Source organism: Natronococcus jeotgali DSM 18795 (assembly GCF_000337695.1).
In the GTDB taxonomy this organism is placed as follows: domain Archaea; phylum Halobacteriota; class Halobacteria; order Halobacteriales; family Natrialbaceae; genus Natronococcus; species Natronococcus jeotgali.
This window is the reverse complement of record NZ_AOIA01000121.1, coordinates 16,510-33,227: the sequence shown is the minus strand read 5'-3', so window position 1 is coordinate 33,227 and position 16,718 is coordinate 16,510. Positions and strand designations below refer to the sequence as shown.

General features: G+C 68.1%; 20 protein-coding genes. 15 read left to right on the top strand and 5 right to left on the bottom strand.

The features are described from left to right. Window positions 1–46 precede the first annotated feature (46 nt). From rpsB to C492_RS13400, 4 genes are all read left to right on the top strand, one after another. Window positions 47–829, top strand: coding sequence for a 30S ribosomal protein S2 (rpsB, locus tag C492_RS13410; protein ID WP_008424443.1), 783 nt, complete (start codon window positions 47–49; stop codon window positions 827–829). Window positions 830–906: 77 nt separating this feature from the next. Then, entirely contained in the window at window positions 907–1,035 is a 129-nt protein-coding gene (locus C492_RS25595; RefSeq protein WP_275040343.1) for a hypothetical protein, read from the top strand. Between the two features lie 53 nt (window positions 1,036–1,088). Further along, window positions 1,089–2,075: a mevalonate kinase gene (mvk, locus tag C492_RS13405; RefSeq protein WP_008424441.1), complete on the top strand. Its 987-nt coding sequence runs from the start codon at window positions 1,089–1,091 to the stop codon at window positions 2,073–2,075. Further along, window positions 2,072–2,824 carry an isopentenyl phosphate kinase gene (locus C492_RS13400; protein WP_008424439.1) on the top strand — a complete coding sequence of 251 codons (753 nt, stop codon included), beginning with the start codon at window positions 2,072–2,074 and terminating at the stop codon, window positions 2,822–2,824. The genes mvk and C492_RS13400 overlap by 4 nt, the downstream gene beginning before the upstream one ends. A gap of 31 nt (window positions 2,825–2,855) precedes the next feature. Here the strand turns inward: C492_RS13400 and C492_RS13395 are convergent, their stop codons facing one another. Beyond that, window positions 2,856–4,127 carry a hypothetical protein gene (locus C492_RS13395; protein WP_008424437.1) on the bottom strand — a complete coding sequence of 424 codons (1,272 nt, stop codon included), beginning with the start codon at window positions 4,125–4,127 and terminating at the stop codon, window positions 2,856–2,858. Window positions 4,128–4,490: 363 nt separating this feature from the next. On the opposite strand from C492_RS13395, the gene C492_RS13390 reads away from it, so the two are divergent. Both C492_RS13390 and idsA3 read left to right on the top strand, forming a co-directional pair. After that, a complete protein-coding gene (locus tag C492_RS13390; RefSeq protein WP_008424435.1) occupies window positions 4,491–5,843 on the top strand; it encodes a ribonuclease J in 1,353 nt (450 codons plus the stop codon). Between the two features lies 1 nt (window position 5,844). Continuing rightward, window positions 5,845–6,894, top strand: a complete 1,050-nt coding sequence (idsA3, locus tag C492_RS13385; protein ID WP_008424433.1) for a geranylfarnesyl diphosphate synthase — start codon at window positions 5,845–5,847, stop codon at window positions 6,892–6,894. A gap of 41 nt (window positions 6,895–6,935) precedes the next feature. Here the strand turns inward: idsA3 and C492_RS13380 are convergent, their stop codons facing one another. Further along, entirely contained in the window at window positions 6,936–7,346 is a 411-nt protein-coding gene (locus C492_RS13380) for a response regulator (protein WP_049893058.1), read from the bottom strand. 186 nt (window positions 7,347–7,532) lie between these two features. Between C492_RS13380 and C492_RS13375 the strand changes: the two genes are divergently transcribed. Both C492_RS13375 and C492_RS13370 read left to right on the top strand, forming a co-directional pair. After that, window positions 7,533–7,979 carry a response regulator gene (locus C492_RS13375; protein ID WP_008424429.1) on the top strand — a complete coding sequence of 149 codons (447 nt, stop codon included), beginning with the start codon at window positions 7,533–7,535 and terminating at the stop codon, window positions 7,977–7,979. 92 nt (window positions 7,980–8,071) lie between these two features. Continuing rightward, a complete protein-coding gene (locus tag C492_RS13370) occupies window positions 8,072–9,805 on the top strand; it encodes a glutamate--tRNA ligase (RefSeq protein ID WP_008424427.1) in 1,734 nt (577 codons plus the stop codon). 53 nt (window positions 9,806–9,858) lie between these two features. Here the strand turns inward: C492_RS13370 and C492_RS13365 are convergent, their stop codons facing one another. Both C492_RS13365 and C492_RS13360 read right to left on the bottom strand, forming a co-directional pair. Next, window positions 9,859–10,056: a hypothetical protein gene (locus C492_RS13365; protein ID WP_008424424.1), complete on the bottom strand. Its 198-nt coding sequence runs from the start codon at window positions 10,054–10,056 to the stop codon at window positions 9,859–9,861. A gap of 37 nt (window positions 10,057–10,093) precedes the next feature. Then, entirely contained in the window at window positions 10,094–10,579 is a 486-nt protein-coding gene (locus C492_RS13360) for a DUF456 domain-containing protein (protein WP_008424422.1), read from the bottom strand. Between the two features lie 76 nt (window positions 10,580–10,655). On the opposite strand from C492_RS13360, the gene C492_RS13355 reads away from it, so the two are divergent. Next, window positions 10,656–11,384: an SDR family NAD(P)-dependent oxidoreductase gene (locus tag C492_RS13355; protein WP_008424420.1), complete on the top strand. Its 729-nt coding sequence runs from the start codon at window positions 10,656–10,658 to the stop codon at window positions 11,382–11,384. A gap of 16 nt (window positions 11,385–11,400) precedes the next feature. Here C492_RS13355 and tmcA read toward each other — a convergent pair whose 3' ends face one another. Further along, window positions 11,401–13,659 carry a tRNA(Met) cytidine acetyltransferase TmcA gene (gene tmcA, locus C492_RS13350; protein ID WP_008424418.1) on the bottom strand — a complete coding sequence of 753 codons (2,259 nt, stop codon included), beginning with the start codon at window positions 13,657–13,659 and terminating at the stop codon, window positions 11,401–11,403. Between the two features lie 284 nt (window positions 13,660–13,943). Between tmcA and rpl7ae the strand changes: the two genes are divergently transcribed. The 6 genes from rpl7ae (at window position 13,944) to sod (ending at window position 16,608) form a co-directional block, all read left to right on the top strand. After that, window positions 13,944–14,306, top strand: a complete 363-nt coding sequence (gene rpl7ae, locus C492_RS13345) for a 50S ribosomal protein L7Ae (RefSeq protein WP_008424415.1) — start codon at window positions 13,944–13,946, stop codon at window positions 14,304–14,306. 11 nt (window positions 14,307–14,317) lie between these two features. Continuing rightward, window positions 14,318–14,542, top strand: coding sequence for a 30S ribosomal protein S28e (locus C492_RS13340; protein WP_005557920.1), 225 nt, complete (start codon window positions 14,318–14,320; stop codon window positions 14,540–14,542). Then, window positions 14,542–14,862 (top strand): 50S ribosomal protein L24e, encoded by a 321-nt coding sequence (locus C492_RS13335; RefSeq protein ID WP_008424408.1) that lies wholly within the window; start codon window positions 14,542–14,544, stop codon window positions 14,860–14,862. The genes C492_RS13340 and C492_RS13335 overlap by 1 nt, the downstream gene beginning before the upstream one ends. Continuing rightward, window positions 14,862–15,326, top strand: coding sequence for a nucleoside-diphosphate kinase (ndk, locus tag C492_RS13330; RefSeq protein WP_008424406.1), 465 nt, complete (start codon window positions 14,862–14,864; stop codon window positions 15,324–15,326). The genes C492_RS13335 and ndk overlap by 1 nt, the downstream gene beginning before the upstream one ends. 172 nt (window positions 15,327–15,498) lie before the next feature. Beyond that, window positions 15,499–15,870: a DUF7344 domain-containing protein gene (locus C492_RS13325; RefSeq protein WP_008424404.1), complete on the top strand. Its 372-nt coding sequence runs from the start codon at window positions 15,499–15,501 to the stop codon at window positions 15,868–15,870. A gap of 135 nt (window positions 15,871–16,005) precedes the next feature. Further along, window positions 16,006–16,608 (top strand): superoxide dismutase, encoded by a 603-nt coding sequence (sod, locus tag C492_RS13320; protein WP_008424401.1) that lies wholly within the window; start codon window positions 16,006–16,008, stop codon window positions 16,606–16,608. Window positions 16,609–16,718: the final 110 nt, after the last annotated feature.

The following is a 16,718-nucleotide window of genomic DNA, read 5'->3' as shown; positions in this document are numbered from 1 at the left end:
GAACCGCGAAGCTCAACGAGCTCATCAGAATCGCAGACGACGCGACATGACAGAAAACGACACGACCCAAGAAGGGCTCGACGCCGCCGACGAGGAGATCGACGAGGAGCCGGCCGAAGGGCCCGGCCCCGCCGCCGAACCCGACGAGGACGTCGAGCCAGCAGCCGAACAGCCCGCCGACGCCGACGAGGCCGAGGCCGAAGACAATGCGGGGCCGACCCTCGACGACGACGTCATGAGCGACGAGGAGGCCGACCTGCTGATCCCCGTCGAGGATTACCTGGGCGCCGGCGTCCACATCGGCACCCAGCAAAAGACCAAGGACATGGAGCGGTTCATCCACCGCGTCCGGACCGACGGGCTCTACGTGCTGGACGTCTCGAAGACCGACCAGCGGATCCGCACGGCCGCGGACTTCCTCTCGAACTACGACCCCGAGCAGATCCTGGTCACCTCGAGCCGTCAGTACGGTCGGTTCCCTGCCGAGAAGTTCGCCGAGGCCGTGGGCGCCCGCGCCCGCACCGGCCGCTTTATCCCCGGCACGCTGACGAACCCGAAGTACGACGGCTACATCGAGCCCGACGTCGTGGTCGTCACCGACCCGATCGGCGACGCCCAGGCCGTCAAGGAGGCGATTACGGTCGGCATCCCGGTCATCGCGATGTGCGACTCGAACAACCAGGTCAGCAACGTCGATCTGGTCGTCCCCACGAACAACAAGGGTCGCAAGGCCCTCTCCGTGGTCTACTGGCTGCTCGCCAACGAGGTTCTCGATCGCCGCGGCGCCGAGCCGTCCTACGCGCTCGAGGACTTCGAGAGCACGGTCTAAGGCGTTCGATACCGTTTTTCTCGCCGCCCGTTAGGTCGAAGCGATAGGGTTAGGTTCCTCTCGTTCGAAGCGGAGGTATGCTCGAGCGCGTCTTCGAGTTCGAAACGGAGAAGATACCGCTGCCGGTGATACTGTCGACGGTCGGCCTGATCGCGATCTTCGCGGTCGGTATCGCTTATCGGCTGGTCTCCGTTCTCCTCCTGTAGCCCGCGCGGGCGACACAGTCAACTATTAACCGTCGTCGTTCGAACGGCCGGGTATGACACGCTCGAGCGCCCCCGGCAAGGTCTATCTCTTCGGGGAGCACGCGGTCGTCTACGGCGAGCCCGCGGTGCCGTGTGCGATCGAACGGCGGGCACGCGTCGGCGTCAGGCGACGCGACGACGGGAAGCTCCGCGTTCACGCGGAGGATCTCAGCCTGGACGGGTTTACGGTCGAGTACGGCGGGAGCGCGGACGGGCAACCCGACGTCGACGTCCCCGAATCGCTGGTGACGGCGGCGATGGGCTACGTCGACGGCGCGATCGAACAGGTCCGCGAGGTTACCGGCGAGGAAGAGGTCGGCTTCGACGTCACCATCGAGAGCGACATCCCGCTGGGCGCGGGACTCGGCTCGTCGGCGGCGGTCGTCGTCGCCGCTATCGACGCCGCGACCAGAGAACTCGGCGTCACTCTCGAGCCCACCGAGATCGCCGAGCGCGCCTTCAGGACGGAGTACGAGGTTCAGGACGGGCAGGCCTCCCGCGCAGACACCTTCTGTTCGGCGACGGGTGGGGCGGTCCGCGTCGAGGGCGAGGACTGCGGCTCGATCGAGGCGCCCGACCTCCCGCTAGTGATCGGGTTCGACGGCGGAGCGGGCGACACGGGTGAACTCGTCGCGGGGGTGCGACGGCTCCGCGAGGAGTACCCCTTCGCCGAGGACACCGTCGGCGCGATCGGCGACGTCGTCCGCAACGGCGAGGACGCCCTCGAGGCGGGCGACCTCGAGGAGCTCGGCCGACTGATGAACTTCAACCACGGGTTGCTGTCGGCGCTGGGAGTGTCCTCGCGCTCGCTGGACGCGATGGTCTGGGCGGCCCGGGACGCCGGCGCCCGCGGGGCGAAGCTGACCGGGGCGGGCGGCGGGGGCTGTATCGTCGCGCTCGATCCGACCGACGAGACCGAGACCGCCCTCTCGTACACGCCCGGTTGCGAGGAGACCTTCCGGGCGGAGCTCGCCGATTCGGGGGTGAAGCGGCTCGAATGATCGTCCTGAAACTCGGCGGCAGCGTCGTCACCGACAAGGACCGGGCCGAGACGCTGGACGGCGAGGCCCTGGATCGAGCCGCGGACGCCGTCGCCGACGCGCTCGCGGTCCCCTCGGAAGCGCTCGCCGAGGGGCTCGTCGTCGTCCACGGCGGCGGCAGCTTCGGCCACCACAACGCCAGCGAGCACGGCGTCAGTACGATCGCGGGCACCCGCGACCCCACGGCGGTCCACGATATCCACGGCGCGATGACGACGCTGAACCGGTTCGTCCTCTCGCGGCTGCTCGAGCGGGACGTTCCCGCGGTTCCGGTCCATCCGTTCTCGGCGGGTCACCGTGACGCCGACGGCGAGTTCCACCTGCCGACGGGGCAGGTCGCGACGCTGCTCGCGGAGGGGTTCGTCCCCGTCCTCCACGGCGACGTGATCGCCCACGCCGGCGAGGGCGTGACGATCGTCAGCGGCGACGAACTCGTGGCCGAACTCGCGCGGGCCCTCGAGGCCGATCGGATCGGACTCTGCTCGACGGTTCCGGGCGTGCTCGACGCCGACGATCGGGTCGTCGAGCGGATCGAGTCCTACGGGACCGTCGCGGACGTGCTGGGCGAAAGCGAGTCGACGGACGTCACCGGGGGGATGGCAGCGAAGGTACGGGCGTTGCTCGAACTCGAGGCCGACGCCTCGATCTTCGGGCTCGAGGAGCTGGAGGGGTTCCTCGAGGGCGCGGAGCCGGGGACGACGATCGAGTAGTCGGACCGAGGTCGGGAGCCCGCCGTCCACGTTAGCCGTCGAATCGATCGGCGAGCCGGTACGAGACGTCCGTCAGGTAGGTCGCCCCGAGCGTCGCGGCGACGACGGCGCCGACGAGGTTGAACAGCAGGTCGCCGACGGTGTCGTCGATGCCGTGCTGGGCGAGAGCCGCGTGAAATCCGAACCGTTGGGCGGCGAGTCCGAGGGCGAACTCGGCGAGTTCCCAGACGACGCCGACCGCCAGCACCGACAGCAGGATGAACGCGAACATCGTTTTCACGGGGAGGTACACCTCCTCGGTGTGGAGGTCGACCGCACGAACGATCGTGTACCCCGTCGCCGCCACGAGCGAGGCCGACATCGCGTGGGTGAGACTGTCCCACTGGCCGAGGATCCCGTACAGTCCGGCGGAACCGAGCGCGTGGAGGAACGCCGCCGCGGTCAGCCAGACGACGAGTTCGGGTTCGATGGGCAGTCGGTAGTTGCGCTCGAAGAGCGCGGGCAGGAAGGTGACGGCCAGGGCGATGCCGGCGTTGGCGATCGTCGTCACGTCGCGGGCGCCGAGTCCGTACGCGAGGAGAGCGGCGAGCGCGAGTTGCATCGCCCACGAGAAGTGCCTGATGCGGTCCTCGGAGACGCCGATCCGATCGCGGACGAGCGACGGCGTCGGATCCGGTTCGTCCTCGGGCGCTTCACGGGAGGCGTCGGCGCTCGCGGTCGGAGCGAGCGAGCGCCGGCGGAGGTAGCCGGTGAAGAGCACGCCCGCGACGCCGCCGGCGCCTGCCGCGTAGAGAAAGTCGATCATCATCGCGTGGTTGGCGGCGTCCTGGCTCCGATCGCCCACGAGGTAGGCCGTTCCGAGCGTCGCGTCGGCGATCCACTGGGCGATGTTCCAGGTCGCCCCGACCGCCAGCGTCGCGATGACGACGAGCGCGACCGCGAACGGGCGATTCATCCGGACCGCCGTGAAAGTGTGGACGTCGACGGCGACGATCAACGCGACCGCGGCGACGGCGAGGTAGACGGCGATCGGCGAGACGAGGCTCTCACCGAGGATCGCCGCGTCGACGACCGGAATCGCCACCAGCGCCAGCAGTTCCCACGGCGGGACGGCGTACGGGTTCCGGAGCGCGACCGCGGGCAGGACCGTCAGCGCGATCGCCAGTGCGCTGAGGAAAAACCAGCGATACGAGCCAACCGCGCCCTGTCGAACGGTGATCGCTGCGAGAAACGCGACGATGAGCCAACCCATCGCCACGTTCCACCTCGTCTCTCCCGCGTCGTCGAACCGATCAGCTCCCATGGGGGAGATACGGTTCGGCTTCCCTAATCGGTCCGGGTTTATATGGCAGCGGCCGAACGGTACCCGATCGAGGACCCGGTGAACGGAAGCGGTCCGGCGTTTCCGAACCGGTACAACGGATCGGCGTGTTGACGGAAAACCCAACCCACTGCGTTTTTAACACCCGAGCGTGTAGGTAGGGCTAACGTACCCGCGGGCAAGTGCGTTCGCGGTTCACAGCGCTGCTGTGGACCGTTCGGCGCGGAATGCCGCACGAACGCATAGCGGGATGGCCGACGCGCTGTAAGACGCCGGGGCCGTACGACCGGGAGTCCGCGGACCGTTTCAGTGAGAGTCCACACGCGGCTTTCAGTGCTAGCAACTATGGAAATCGAAATTGCAACGATTGGCGGTTACGAGGAAGTCGGACGGCAGATGACTGCCGTTCGCGCCGGGGACGACGTCGTTATCTTCGACATGGGCCTGAACCTCTCGCAGGTTCTGATCCACGACAACGTCGAAACCGAACGGATGCACAGTCTCGATCTGATCGACATGGGCGCCATTCCGGACGATCGGATCATGAGCGACCTCGAGGGCGACGTGCAGGCGATCGTCCCGACCCACGGCCACCTGGACCACATCGGCGCCATCTCGAAGCTGGCCCACCGGTACGACGCGCCGGTCGTCGCGACGCCGTTTACGATCGAACTCGTCAAACAACAGATCGAGGGCGAACAGAAGTTCGGCGTCGAGAACGACCTGGTGAAGATGGAGGCCGGCGAGACGATGTCGATCGGCGACTCCGGCAAGGTCGACCTCGAGTTCGTCAATGTCACCCACTCGATCATCGACGCGATCAATCCGGTCCTGCATACGCCCGAGGGCGCGGTCGTCTACGGGCTGGACAAGCGCATGGACCACACGCCCGTCATCGGCGACCCGATCGACATGGAGCGGTTCCGCGAGATCGGTCGCGAGGGCAACGGCGTGCTGTGTTACATCGAGGACTGTACGAACGCGAACAAGAAAGGCCGCACGCCGAGCGAGAACGTCGCCCGCGAGCACCTCCGCGACGTTCTCTACAGCATGGAGGACTACGACGGCGGGATCGTCGCGACGACGTTCTCGAGTCACATCTCCCGGGTGACGAGCCTCGTCGAGTTCGCGAAGGACATCGGCCGCCAGCCCGTGTTGCTGGGTCGCTCGATGGAGAAGTACTCCGGCACCGCGGAGCGACTCGACTTCGTCGACTTCCCGGACGATCTGGGGATGTTCGGCCACCGCAAGTCCGTCGACCGCACCTTCAAGCGGATCATGAACGAGGGCAAGGAGAACTACCTGCCCGTCGTCACCGGCCACCAGGGCGAGCCCCGCGCGATGCTCACCCGGATGGCCCGCGGCGAGACCCCCTACGAGCTGGACAACGGCGACAAGGTCGTCTTCTCCGCGCGGGTCATCCCGGAGCCGACCAACGAGGGCCAGCGCTACCAGGCCGAGAAGCTGCTCGGAATGCAGGGCGCCCGCGTCTACGACGACATCCACGTCTCGGGCCACCTCAACCAGGAGGGCCACTACGAGATGCTCGACGCGCTCCAGCCCCAGCACATCATTCCGGCCCACCAGGACCTGAGCGGGTTCTCCAGCTACGTCAACCTCTGCGAGAGCGAGGGCTATCAGATGGGGCGGGACCTGCACGTGACGCGCAACGGAAACCTCATCCAGCTTGTCGAGTGATATGACAACTCCCGAGGCACGCGAGGAAGCGGTGCTCGAGGCGGTCGGTCAGCGCCGCGAGCTGGTCAACGAGGCGATCCCCGAGGAACTGCCGATCCAGCGCCCCGAGCGACTCTACGAGGCCTCGCGATACCTGCTGGACGCGGGCGGCAAGCGGCTCCGTCCGACGGTGCTGTTGACGACCGCGGAGGCGCTGGCCGACGTCGAACCGCTCTCCCGCGAGTACCGGGAGTTTCCAACCCTGGACGGGGATCGCATCGACGCGATGGCCGCCGCCGTCAGCGTCGAGGTCATCCAGTCGTTCACGCTGATCCACGACGACATCATGGACGACGACGACCTCCGCCGGGGGGTTCCGGCAGTCCACCGCGAGTACGACCTCGAGACGGCCATCCTCGCGGGCGACACGCTCTACTCGAAGGCGTTCGAGATCATGCTCGAGACGGGCGCCGAGCCGGACCGGGCGGTCGACGCCCTCGAGGTGCTGGCGACGACCTGTACGAAGATCTGCGAGGGCCAGTCCCTGGACGTCGACTTCGAGCAGCGGACCGACGTCACGCCCGAGGAGTACCTCGAGATGATCGAGCAAAAGACCGCCGTGCTCTACGCCGCCTCGGCCGCGCTGCCGGCGATACTGCAGGGCGCCGACGAGGAGACGATCGACGCGCTGTACGGCTACGGGCTCGACATCGGTCGCGCCTTCCAGATCCACGACGACGTGCTCGATCTGACCGTGCCGAGCGAGAAGCTCGGCAAGCAACGCGGCAGCGACCTGGTCGAGGAAAAGCAGACGCTGATTACGGTTCACGCCCGGGAGCGGGGCGTCGACGTCGAGGAGCTGGTCGACACGGAAGACGTCGACGCCGTGACGGAGGCCGAGATCGACGACGCCGTCGGCGAACTCGAGCGCGTCGGCTCGATCGAGTACGCGGCCGACCGCGCACGCGAGCTCGTCGATCAGGGGAAGAACCGACTCGAGGTGTTGCCGGACAACGAGGCCCGCGAGCTCCTCTGTGACATCGCGGACTACCTGATCGAGCGCGGCTACTGACCGCACCGATCGCCCTCGGAACCGACGGCTGGCGGTCCGTCTCAGTCGGGACAGAACCGTTCGGCGAGACGACGACACTGCTCCGGTTCGGGCGGTTTCAGCACGTACGCCTCCGCTCGCGGCGGCTCCGATCGAATCTTCTCCAGTTCCGGCTGCGTTCCGGTTAACACGACGACCGGGAGGTCCCGGAGCTCGGCGTCCGATCTGATCTCGGCCAGTACCGCCGCGCCGTCCGTTTTCGGAAGGTGCCAGTCGAGCAAGACGAGATCGGGTCTGGGCGCGTCCTCGTACGCTCCCCGCCGATGGAGGAACTCGAGCGCCTCGACGCCGTCGCCGACGACGTGGTAGGTTCCCTCCAGTCCCGCGGTCTCGAACATCTCCCTCGCGAGTCGGACGTCCCCCGGATTGTCCTCGGCTAAAAGTATTTCTCCCACATGCTTTGGTCCACCCATAATAGATGAATCGGACCGAGACACATAAATGATACCGCCGGATACGCGCTCGGAAACTCCGCCTCGAGCGGTGAGAACGGACGCCATACGATCCCTGAGACACACCGTCACCCCATTCCTCGAGCGGAAATCGAGTACCAACTGTGTAGGGACCACCCTTACACACGCGAGTTCCGAATAGAGCGTATGAACGACCACACGCCCACCGAACCGGTCGACGTGCTCCTGATCGAGGACAACCCCGGCGACGTTCGACTCACGCAGGAAGCGTTCCGCACGACCGAGAGCGAGATTTCGTTTCGGGTCCTCGGCGACGGCGAGGCGGCGGCGACGTACTTCCGAGCGCTCGAGAACGGGGAGCCCCGCCCCGACCTGGTGTTGCTCGATCTGAACCTCCCGCGAAAGGACGGGATCGGCGTTCTCGAGGTGATCGAGGAGGAACTCGACTACCCGCCCCCGCCGGTGCTCGTGCTCTCGAGTTCGGACGCCGAGGCGGACATCGCCGAGAGCTACGCGAACGCCGCGAACGCCTACCTCTCGAAGCCGGACGCCATGTCGGAGTTCAGTTCGATGGCGGAGGCGATCGAGCGGTTCTGGATCGAGACGGCCCAGCATCCGCCCGCTCCCGCCTGATGACAGTGGAGTGAGCTACCGGTCCCGTCCGACGAGAGTACGGGGAGCCGACACCGCTGCGGTTTTGAGCGACCGGCGAATACCCCACGGTAATGGACGACGACTTGCGCGAACGGGTCGAACGCGAGGCCGAAAAGCACGCGCTGTTGAACGCGGTGAAACACGAGAGCGACGCCGACGTCGGTGCCATCATGGGGCCGCTGATGGGCGAGAACCCCGCCTTCCGGGAGCACGGGGACGAGATTCCCGGCGTCGTCGGCGGCGTCGTCGGGCGGGTCAACGACCTCGCCTACGCCGAGAAGCGGGAACGCCTCGAGGAGCTGGCTCCCGAGGAACTCGCCGAGATCGAGGCCGAGGACGAAGGGGACGAGCACGATCTGCCGGACCTTCCCCGCGCGGAGGAGCACGACGAGATCCGGATGCGGTGTGCGCCGAACCCGAACGGGCCGTGGCACGTCGGCCACGCGCGGATGCCCGCCGTCATCGGCACCTACAAGGACCGCTACGACGGCTGGTTCTGCGTCCGCTTCGACGACACCGACCCCGAGACGAAGCGACCCGACCTCGAGGCCTACGACGCGATCCTCGAGGACCTCGAGTACCTCGGCTTCGAACCCGACGCGACCTACAGGGCCAGCGACCGTCTCGAGACCTACTACGATCACGCCCGAAAGCTGATCGACATGGGCGGGGCCTACACCTGCTCGTGTTCGGGCGAGGAGTTCTCGGAGCTGAAAAACGACGGGAACGCCTGCCCACACCGCGAGAAAGACGCCGAGACCGTCCTCGAGGAGTTCGAAGACATGATCGCGGGCGTCTACGACAGCGGCGAGATGGTCCTCCGAGTGAAGACCGACATCGAACACAAAAACCCCGCGCTGCGGGACTGGGTCGCCTTCCGGATGATCGACACCCCTCACCCCCGCGAGGAGGCGAGCGGCTACCGGTGCTGGCCGATGCTCGACTTCCAGTCGGCGATCGACGACCACCTGATTGGCATCACCCACATCATCCGCGGGATCGACCTGCAGGACTCGGCCAAACGCCAGGGCTTTCTCTACGACTACTTCGGCTGGGAGTATCCCGAGGTCGTCCACTGGGGCCACGTCCAGATCGACGCCTACGACGTGACGATGAGCACGTCGACGATCGCCGAGCTGATCGAGAACGGGGAGCTCGACGGCTGGGACGACCCGCGCGCGCCCACGCTGAAGAGCCTCCGGCGACGGGGCATCCGCGGCGAGGCGATCGTCGACGCCATGACCGGCCTCGGCACCTCGACCAGCGACGTCGACCTCGCGATGAGTACGATCTACGCGAACAACCGCGAGCTGATCGACGAGGAGACCGACCGCCGGTTCCTCGTCCGCGACGGCACCGAGGTGCCGCTGGGCGGCAGTCCTCCCGACGAGGCGAACCCACCGCTGCACCCCAACCACGAGGACCGCGGCGTCCGCGGGATCCCCGCCGGCGACGCCGTCCTGCTCGAGCCCGCCGACCTCCCCGACCGCGAGGGGCGAATCTGGCTCAAGGGGCTGGGGTGTTTCCGGTACACGCGCGACGCGCTCCAGTACACCGGCGAGGATCTCGACGTCGTCCGGGAGGGCGAGGTCGACGTGGTCCACTGGGTGCCGGCCGCGGAGAGCGTCCCCGTCCGCATGCGGACGATGGACGGCGACGTGAGCGGGCGCGCCGAGCCCGGCGTGGCCGACCTCGCCGCCGACGAGATGGTGCAGTTCGAGCGCGTCGGCTTCGCCCGGATCGATACCCCCTCCGGCGAGGCCGACGGAAGCGAGGCGGTCCTGGCGTACTACGCGCATCCGTAGGCGAGGCGGACGGCGGTAGTCCGACCCCGACGGGTCGATCGGACCGGACCAGATCAACCGCGTTCCTCGTCGCTCTCTCGGGACTCTCCCTCGAGGAGGGCGTCCTCGCTGTCGGGGAGCGGGTCCGCGACGACGCCGTCCCGTCGACCGAGAACGCGGGCGTGGGCCGCGCAGACGAGCCTGTTCTCGGCCCACGGAACGTGGAGTTCGACGCAGGCTCGCCTATCGCAGTCGTCCTCCGAGCAGTCCATGGGCGCGGTACGAGGGCCGGGGACTCAGTCGTTGCCCTCAGAGTACGAACACGGCGACGAGGAAGCCAAGCAGGATCGACAGCGTCAGCAGGACCTGCGCGGCCGTCGAGGCGAGAACGCCGAGCGTCGTGTACAGCGCCGATCGGGTGCTGGCGTCGACGCCGCCGCCGCGGACGAACTCGAGGGCGAAGACGGTTCCGAACAGGCCGACGAGAAGCCCGATCGGACCGGTGAGCAGCATGAGCGCGACGCCGACGACGGCGGCGGCGCCCGTCGTCGTCCAGGAGGCACCCCCGGCTCGGGCGGCGATCGAGCCGCCGAAGAACTCGACGAGCAGGGTGAGCGCGCCGAGGGTCAGCAACACGAGCAGGGAGGCCAGCCCCGGCTCGGCGAAGCCGGAGCCCCACCAGTACAGCACGACGCCGCCGATCGAGAGCAGTCCGCCGGGGACGAGGGGGACGGCCGTTCCGACGACGCCGCCGACGAGCAGAGCGACCGCCAGGAGCGCGACCACGTCGACCATAGGGATACCAGACGCGACGGCGGCAAAGGCGTACTGCCTTCGGAACCGTTAGGGACGGCGCGTCGAACGGGTCGCTATGGATCGAGCGCGCGGTGCGATCGTCGTCGGCGCGTCCTCGGGGATCGGCGAGGCGCTGGCCCGCGAACTCGCCGCCGACGGCTACGAGGTGGGGCTGGCGGCCAGACGCACCGACCGACTCCGGGAGATCGGCGAATCGCTTCCGACCCGATCGTACGTCGCGACGATGGACGTCGCCGACGCCGAGGACGCCCGCGAGCGGTTCGGCGCGCTCGCCGACGCGATGCCGCCCGTCGAACTCGTCGTCGTCAGCGCCGGCACCGCCGCTTTGAACCGCAGGCTGGCGTGGGAACCCGAACGGGAGACGATCGACGTCAACGTGCGCGGGTTCGCGGCGATCGCGACCGCGGCCGTAACACGCTTCGAGGAGCGCGGAATCGACGGCCACCTCGTCGGCATCTCGTCGGTGGCGGCCCGCTTCGCTAACGGCGGCGTTCCGGCGTACAACGCCTCGAAGGCGTTCGTCTCGACCTACCTCGAGGGGTTGCGCACCCGGGCTCGCGGACGCGATCCGGACGTGACCGTGACGACCGTCGAGCCGGGGTTCGTCGACACCCAGTTGGCCTACGGCTCGTTCTGGATGTGCTCGCCCGGGACCGCGGCCGAACAGATCGCGCGGGCGATCCGCGGGGAGCGAACGCACGTCTACGTCACCCGTCGGTGGCGCCTCGTCGCGTGGCTCTTCGCTCTCGTACCGAACGCGATCCTGCGGCGAATCCTCTCGTAGCCGTCGCCGCCGCGAGTCAGCCGTCCGCGAACCGATCCCGAACCTCGAGCGCAGGTTCGGTCCCGTAGCGGTCGACCAGCGGGACGAGCGCGTCGCCGAGCGCCCGCATACACTGGCCGGCGGAGTGGTATCCGAGCCGATCGGCGACGGCCTCCCAGTCGCGGCCCTGCAGCGCCCGCACGACGAGCAGGCGCTGCTCGCGTTCGGTCAGTTCGACGTCCCCGGGGCGTTCGACGAGGAAGCGGACGACCAGCGCGCGGAACGGGCCCGGATCGACGTCGAACAGGCCCGGCCCGTAGGCGGCGCCGGCGACGACCCGCCACTCGTGGGCGGTCAGCTCGAGGGCGGGAGCGGCGTCGGCGGGAACGGTCCGCAGGACCGCGCGGGCGACGTCGGGCTCGAGGTCGCGGAGGGCGTCCGTACAGAGGGCGCCGAACCGACGCGCGAAGCGAGCGGCGTGACGGTCGCGTAGCTCCCGCCCCGCCTCGGTCGTCGGCGAGAGCATGAGCGCGGAGTACTCGCCGCTGGCGTCGTTTCTGGTCGTCGAGACGTGGACCGCCGCGTAGCCGTTCGCGCGCCAGAACTCGAGGAGGCCGGGGGTCGCGCCGAACCCGGTGCCGAGCCAGTCGACTGCATCGCCGTACTCGTCTCGGATCTCCGCGAGCAGCCGCGAGCCGAGTCCCCGCGAGCGGACGGCGTGGTGGGTCGCGATGCGGACCACGCGGATCCCCGCGGGTTCGCCCGCCCGTTCGTCCCGCAGCTGGCTCGTGAGGACGTCGGGGAGCATGTTCCCGCGGATGCGCCCGCCCTCGTACATCATCGCCCGCTGCTCGGCCGGGAGCTTCCCTTCGCGAGCCAGCAGGGCGACGCTGACGACCCGTCCCTCGTGGACGAGCGCGCGGGCCTCGAGGTTCGGCGCGTCGAGCAGCCTGGCGAGGTCGCTCGGCTCGGTGCGGTAGTGGGCGAGCACGAGCAGCCCGAACGCCTCCCGCAGGAGCCCCTCGTCGGCGAGCAGGGCCTCGGGCTCGAGCCGTCGGTACGCGACCGAGTCGGGGTCGGCGTCGGCCACCAGCTGCGCGACGGGCGGGCGAGCGTCGAGCAGCAGGGCGCGGAAGGCCCAGACCTCGAGAGGGTCGCCCGCCGCGTAGCGGATCGGCTCCGCCAGCACCCGTTCGGTCACCGCGTGGTCGCTCTCCGCGAGCCGATCGCGGAACCGGACCGAGAACCCTCGACCCGCACCCTCGTAGCCGTGAACCGTCGTGGCGAAGGCGATCCGCTCGGCCGCGAGCAGGTCCTCGAGGACCGACACCGGGAACGCGGCGGCCTCGTCGACGACGACGACGTCGGCCTCCCCGAGCCGTTCGATCGCCTCGATCGGCTCGCGGTAGCGTACGCGCCCGCCGGCGGTCGTCTCGATCCGGCGCGGCTCGGCGACCTCGACGACCTCGAGCGTCTCGCAGAGCTCCCCCGCCCGGTCGAACACCTCCCGGGCGTTCCGCGAGGCGGGCGCGGTCACCAGCACGTCCTCGCCCGCGGCGGCGAAGGCGCCCGCGGCCAGCCCCGCGGCGCTGGATTTGCCGCGGCCGCGGTCGGCCTCGAGGACGACGGCCGCCGGAGCCTCGAACAGCGCCTCGAACGCGGCGACAGCGTCGATCTGGTCGGCGGTGCGACAGGCCTCGTAGACCGCGGTCGGAAACCGGTGTTCGGACGGGGGTTCGAGCCCTTCGCCGTCGACGTCGCGTCTCGGAGCCGGCTCGGTCAGGCCGTCGTCGACGACGCCGTCCTCGAGGTCGACGACGCCGATCCCGCGGTGGGCGCGCAGCGTCTCGACGAGCCGACGTCTGAACCGCCCGGTGACGTCCGAAAGCGAGAACGGCGGCACCGCCAGGGACTCGTCGAACCCGTCCCGGCGATCGGGCCAGTCCTCGAGGGGCGGCGTCAGCAACACGAAGAGTCCGCCGCCGTCGACCGTCCCGACGAGTTTTCCGAGGGCGTCGGGTCGGAGTTCGTCGTGGGCGTCGAGGACGACGACGTCCCTGGTCGTCCCCAGCAACTCGCCGGCCCGGCTCTGGGCGAGTCGCTCGCAGCGGAGTCGATCCGCGGGCCCCACCAGCGTCGTCCGGGTGATCGGCACCGCGAGCGCGTCGAGAACGTCCTCGAGCGCGTCGTACCCTCGCTCCCGGTCGCCGGCGAGCACCAGCGCCCGCCGTTCGTTCGTCCGCGCGGCCTCCGCCCGGAGCGATCGGGCGAGTTCGACGGCGTCGTCCGCGATCATGGTCTCGAGTCGTCGTCTCGAGTGTAAGGTGTCACGGTCTCGCGGTCGAGCGCCGCGCTTCGAGTTTCGATCCGAAACCGCCGCTATCGGCCGTGCGGACCGGTCCCACCCGCTCGAGCGTTTGGACACGCTTTTAAGGAGGGCAGCGCTATCCGGTAGTACACCCTACGCGGGGTTGATGATGCTCCTAGCCTCACAGGACTTCCGCCGGCGCCGCGCCGGCCCGGGACCCAGCCCGGATGGCAGGGGAGCGCGAGCCCGCGCGTAGGAGAGGTGAACAACCAATGTCAGTCTACGTCACAACCGACATCCCAGCCGACCTCGCCGAGGACGCCCTCGAGGCCCTCGAGGTCGCACGAGACACCGGACGAGTAAAGAAAGGAACCAACGAGACCACCAAAGCGATCGAGCGCGGCAACGCCGAACTCGTCTACGTCGCCGAGGACGTCTCCCCCGAGGAGATCGTCATGCACCTGCCCGAGCTCGCCGACGAGAAGGGCATCTCCGTCGTTTTCGTCGAGACCCAGGACGACGTCGGCCACGCCGCCGGCCTCGAGGTCGGCTCGGCCGCCGCGGCGATCGTCGACGCCGGCGAGGCGTCCGACGACGTCGAAGAGATCGCCAACAAGGTCGAGGATCTCGACTGAGGTGACCTGAGATGAGTGCTGAAGAGAACGAAAGCGGATCCACGCCCGCCGAGGTCATCGAGGTCGTCGGCAAGACCGGCATGCACGGCGAAGCCATGCAGGTCAAGTGCCGCATCCAGGAGGGCGAAAACCAGGGACGAATCATCACCCGAAACTGCCTCGGGCCGGTCCGCGAAGGAGACGTACTCCAGCTTCGCGAGACCGCTCGCGAGGCCGACTCCATCGGAGGACAATAATGGTCGAGAAACGCACCTGCGACTACACGGGCGAAGAGATCGAGCCCGGAACGGGTATCATGTACGTCCAGAACGACGGCACCGTGCTCCACTTCGTCGACTCGAAGGCGGAGAAAAACTACAAGCTCGGCCGCGAACCCCGCGACCTCGAGTGGACCGAGGCCGGCCGCGCCGGCAAGGGTCCCGCCGAAGCCGACACGGCCGCCGCCGAGGAGACGGACCAGGACGAGGATCTCGAGGCCGAGGACGAGGATGAGGACGTTCCCGCCGGCGACGAGACGGGCGACGAAACCGAGGATCTCGAGGAGAGTGAAGCCTGATGGCTGACGCCGAGCGCACCTTCGTGATGGTCAAGCCCGACGCCTTCGCGCGCGGTCTGATCGGCGAGGTCGTCTCCCGACTCGAAGAGCGCGGGCTCAAACTCGTCGGCATCAAGATCGAGAACATGCCCCGCGAGCGGGCCGAGGAACACTACGGCGAACACGAGGACAAGCCGTTCTACGACGACCTCGTCGAGTTCATCACCTCGGGTCCGGTCGTCCCGATGGTCTGGGAGGGCCAGGACGCGACCCGGCAGGTTCGCCAGATGATCGGCGAGACCGACCCGCTCGAGGCCGAGCCCGGAACGATCCGGGGCGACTACGCGCTCGACCTCGGTCGGAACGTCGTCCACGCGGCCGACCACGAGGACGAGGGCGCCAACGAGCGGGAGATCTCGCTGCACTTCGACGAGGACGAACTCGTCGACTACGAGCAACACGACGCCGAGTGGCTCTACGAGTAACGAGCCGTCGCTTCTCGCGATCGTCGTCCGCTCCTGGAGCGTATTTTTATCCTAGATACTATTTATTAAATTATAGAAGCTGTCGGAATACATAGACGGAACATCTAATGTATCGGCTGTGGTAGACAGACCCGGTGGTTTCGAATGGTAACTCACGGTAGGTGGTTCGTGGATGCGTAAGCGAGAACAGGACTCGAGAGCGGTTTCGACGACGACCCCCGCGCTGGATCTGATCTTCGATCTGCTCTCGGACCGGCGGCGGCGGTACGCGCTGTACTGTCTCTCCGACCGGACCGACGGCGTCGCGGACGTCGACGAGCTGACCGACGCGATCGTCCGACTGGAAACGGAGACCGGACACGTCGGCGAGGCCGAGGCCGATCAGCACCGGCTGACCGTCCGAACGGAGCTGCAACACTCCCATCTGCCGAAGCTCGCCGACACCAGTCTGCTCGAACACGACCCGCGCAGCGACACGGTCCGCTACTGGAGCCAGCCCTCGCTGGAGGAGTGGCTCGAACACGCGAAACACAAAGAGCTGTAGCCGACCGACCGCGCCGCCGTCGGCCGATCCTCGCCCCTGGACGCCGTTCTCGCTTCCGGGTCCTGTGGGTTGGTAGCATTCCCATCCTCAAAGCTTAACAGGCGAGCTGTCGATACGACGCATAGAGGTGTACTTATGACTGATCACGAACTTCCCGAACTTCCGTACGACTACGACGCGCTCGAGCCGGCGATCTCCGAACAGGTCGTCACCTGGCATCACGACACGCACCACCAGGGCTACGTCAACGGCCTGAACGGTGCCGAGGAGGAACTCGCCGAGAACCGCGAGAACGGCGACTTCGAGTCGACCCCGGCCGCGATGGAAAACGTCACCCACAACGGCTCTGGACACTACCTCCACACGCTGTTCTGGGAGAACATGTCCCCCGACGGCGGCGGCGAACCCGAGGGCGAGCTGGCCGACCGGATCGAGGAGGACTTCGGCTCCTACGAGGCCTGGAAGGGCGAGTTCGAAGCCGCCGCGAGCGCCGCCGGCGGCTGGGCGCTGCTCGTATACGACCCGGTCGCCAAGCAGCTGCGCAACCTCAAGGTCGACCGCCACGACCTCCACGCGCTGTGGGGCGCCCATCCCATCCTCGCCTGTGACGTCTGGGAGCACTCGTACTACTACGACTACGGCCCGGACCGCGGCGAGTTCATCGACGGCTTCTTCGACGTCGTCGACTGGAACAAGGCCGCCGACGAGTACGAGAAGTGTCTCGATCACTTCGAGTAAGCGACGACTAGGTTCATCCCGACGATTTTTTCGCCGCGACCGACCGCCGAGAGCGGCGTCTCCGATTCCGGTCGAACGGGGAGATCGGTGCGGTCTTGTGGCGCCGCCCC

Excerpts from the sequence above, each read along its gene's own strand:
- rpsB (WP_008424443.1), top strand. The coding sequence starts at position 47 with ATGACAGAAAACGACACGACCCAAGAAGGGCTCGACGCCGCCGACGAG.
- C492_RS25595 (WP_275040343.1), top strand. The coding sequence starts at position 907 with ATGCTCGAGCGCGTCTTCGAGTTCGAAACGGAGAAGATACCGCTGCCG.
- mvk (WP_008424441.1), top strand. The coding sequence starts at position 1,089 with ATGACACGCTCGAGCGCCCCCGGCAAGGTCTATCTCTTCGGGGAGCAC.
- C492_RS13400 (WP_008424439.1), top strand. The coding sequence starts at position 2,072 with ATGATCGTCCTGAAACTCGGCGGCAGCGTCGTCACCGACAAGGACCGG.
- C492_RS13395 (WP_008424437.1), bottom strand. The coding sequence starts at position 4,127 with ATGGGAGCTGATCGGTTCGACGACGCGGGAGAGACGAGGTGGAACGTG.
- C492_RS13390 (WP_008424435.1), top strand. The coding sequence starts at position 4,491 with ATGGAAATCGAAATTGCAACGATTGGCGGTTACGAGGAAGTCGGACGG.
- idsA3 (WP_008424433.1), top strand. The coding sequence starts at position 5,845 with ATGACAACTCCCGAGGCACGCGAGGAAGCGGTGCTCGAGGCGGTCGGT.
- C492_RS13380 (WP_049893058.1), bottom strand. The coding sequence starts at position 7,346 with ATGGGTGGACCAAAGCATGTGGGAGAAATACTTTTAGCCGAGGACAAT.
- C492_RS13375 (WP_008424429.1), top strand. The coding sequence starts at position 7,533 with ATGAACGACCACACGCCCACCGAACCGGTCGACGTGCTCCTGATCGAG.
- C492_RS13370 (WP_008424427.1), top strand. The coding sequence starts at position 8,072 with ATGGACGACGACTTGCGCGAACGGGTCGAACGCGAGGCCGAAAAGCAC.
- C492_RS13365 (WP_008424424.1), bottom strand. The coding sequence starts at position 10,056 with ATGGACTGCTCGGAGGACGACTGCGATAGGCGAGCCTGCGTCGAACTC.
- C492_RS13360 (WP_008424422.1), bottom strand. The coding sequence starts at position 10,579 with ATGGTCGACGTGGTCGCGCTCCTGGCGGTCGCTCTGCTCGTCGGCGGC.
- C492_RS13355 (WP_008424420.1), top strand. The coding sequence starts at position 10,656 with ATGGATCGAGCGCGCGGTGCGATCGTCGTCGGCGCGTCCTCGGGGATC.
- tmcA (WP_008424418.1), bottom strand. The coding sequence starts at position 13,659 with ATGATCGCGGACGACGCCGTCGAACTCGCCCGATCGCTCCGGGCGGAG.
- rpl7ae (WP_008424415.1), top strand. The coding sequence starts at position 13,944 with ATGTCAGTCTACGTCACAACCGACATCCCAGCCGACCTCGCCGAGGAC.
- C492_RS13340 (WP_005557920.1), top strand. The coding sequence starts at position 14,318 with ATGAGTGCTGAAGAGAACGAAAGCGGATCCACGCCCGCCGAGGTCATC.
- C492_RS13335 (WP_008424408.1), top strand. The coding sequence starts at position 14,542 with ATGGTCGAGAAACGCACCTGCGACTACACGGGCGAAGAGATCGAGCCC.
- ndk (WP_008424406.1), top strand. The coding sequence starts at position 14,862 with ATGGCTGACGCCGAGCGCACCTTCGTGATGGTCAAGCCCGACGCCTTC.
- C492_RS13325 (WP_008424404.1), top strand. The coding sequence starts at position 15,499 with ATGCGTAAGCGAGAACAGGACTCGAGAGCGGTTTCGACGACGACCCCC.
- sod (WP_008424401.1), top strand. The coding sequence starts at position 16,006 with ATGACTGATCACGAACTTCCCGAACTTCCGTACGACTACGACGCGCTC.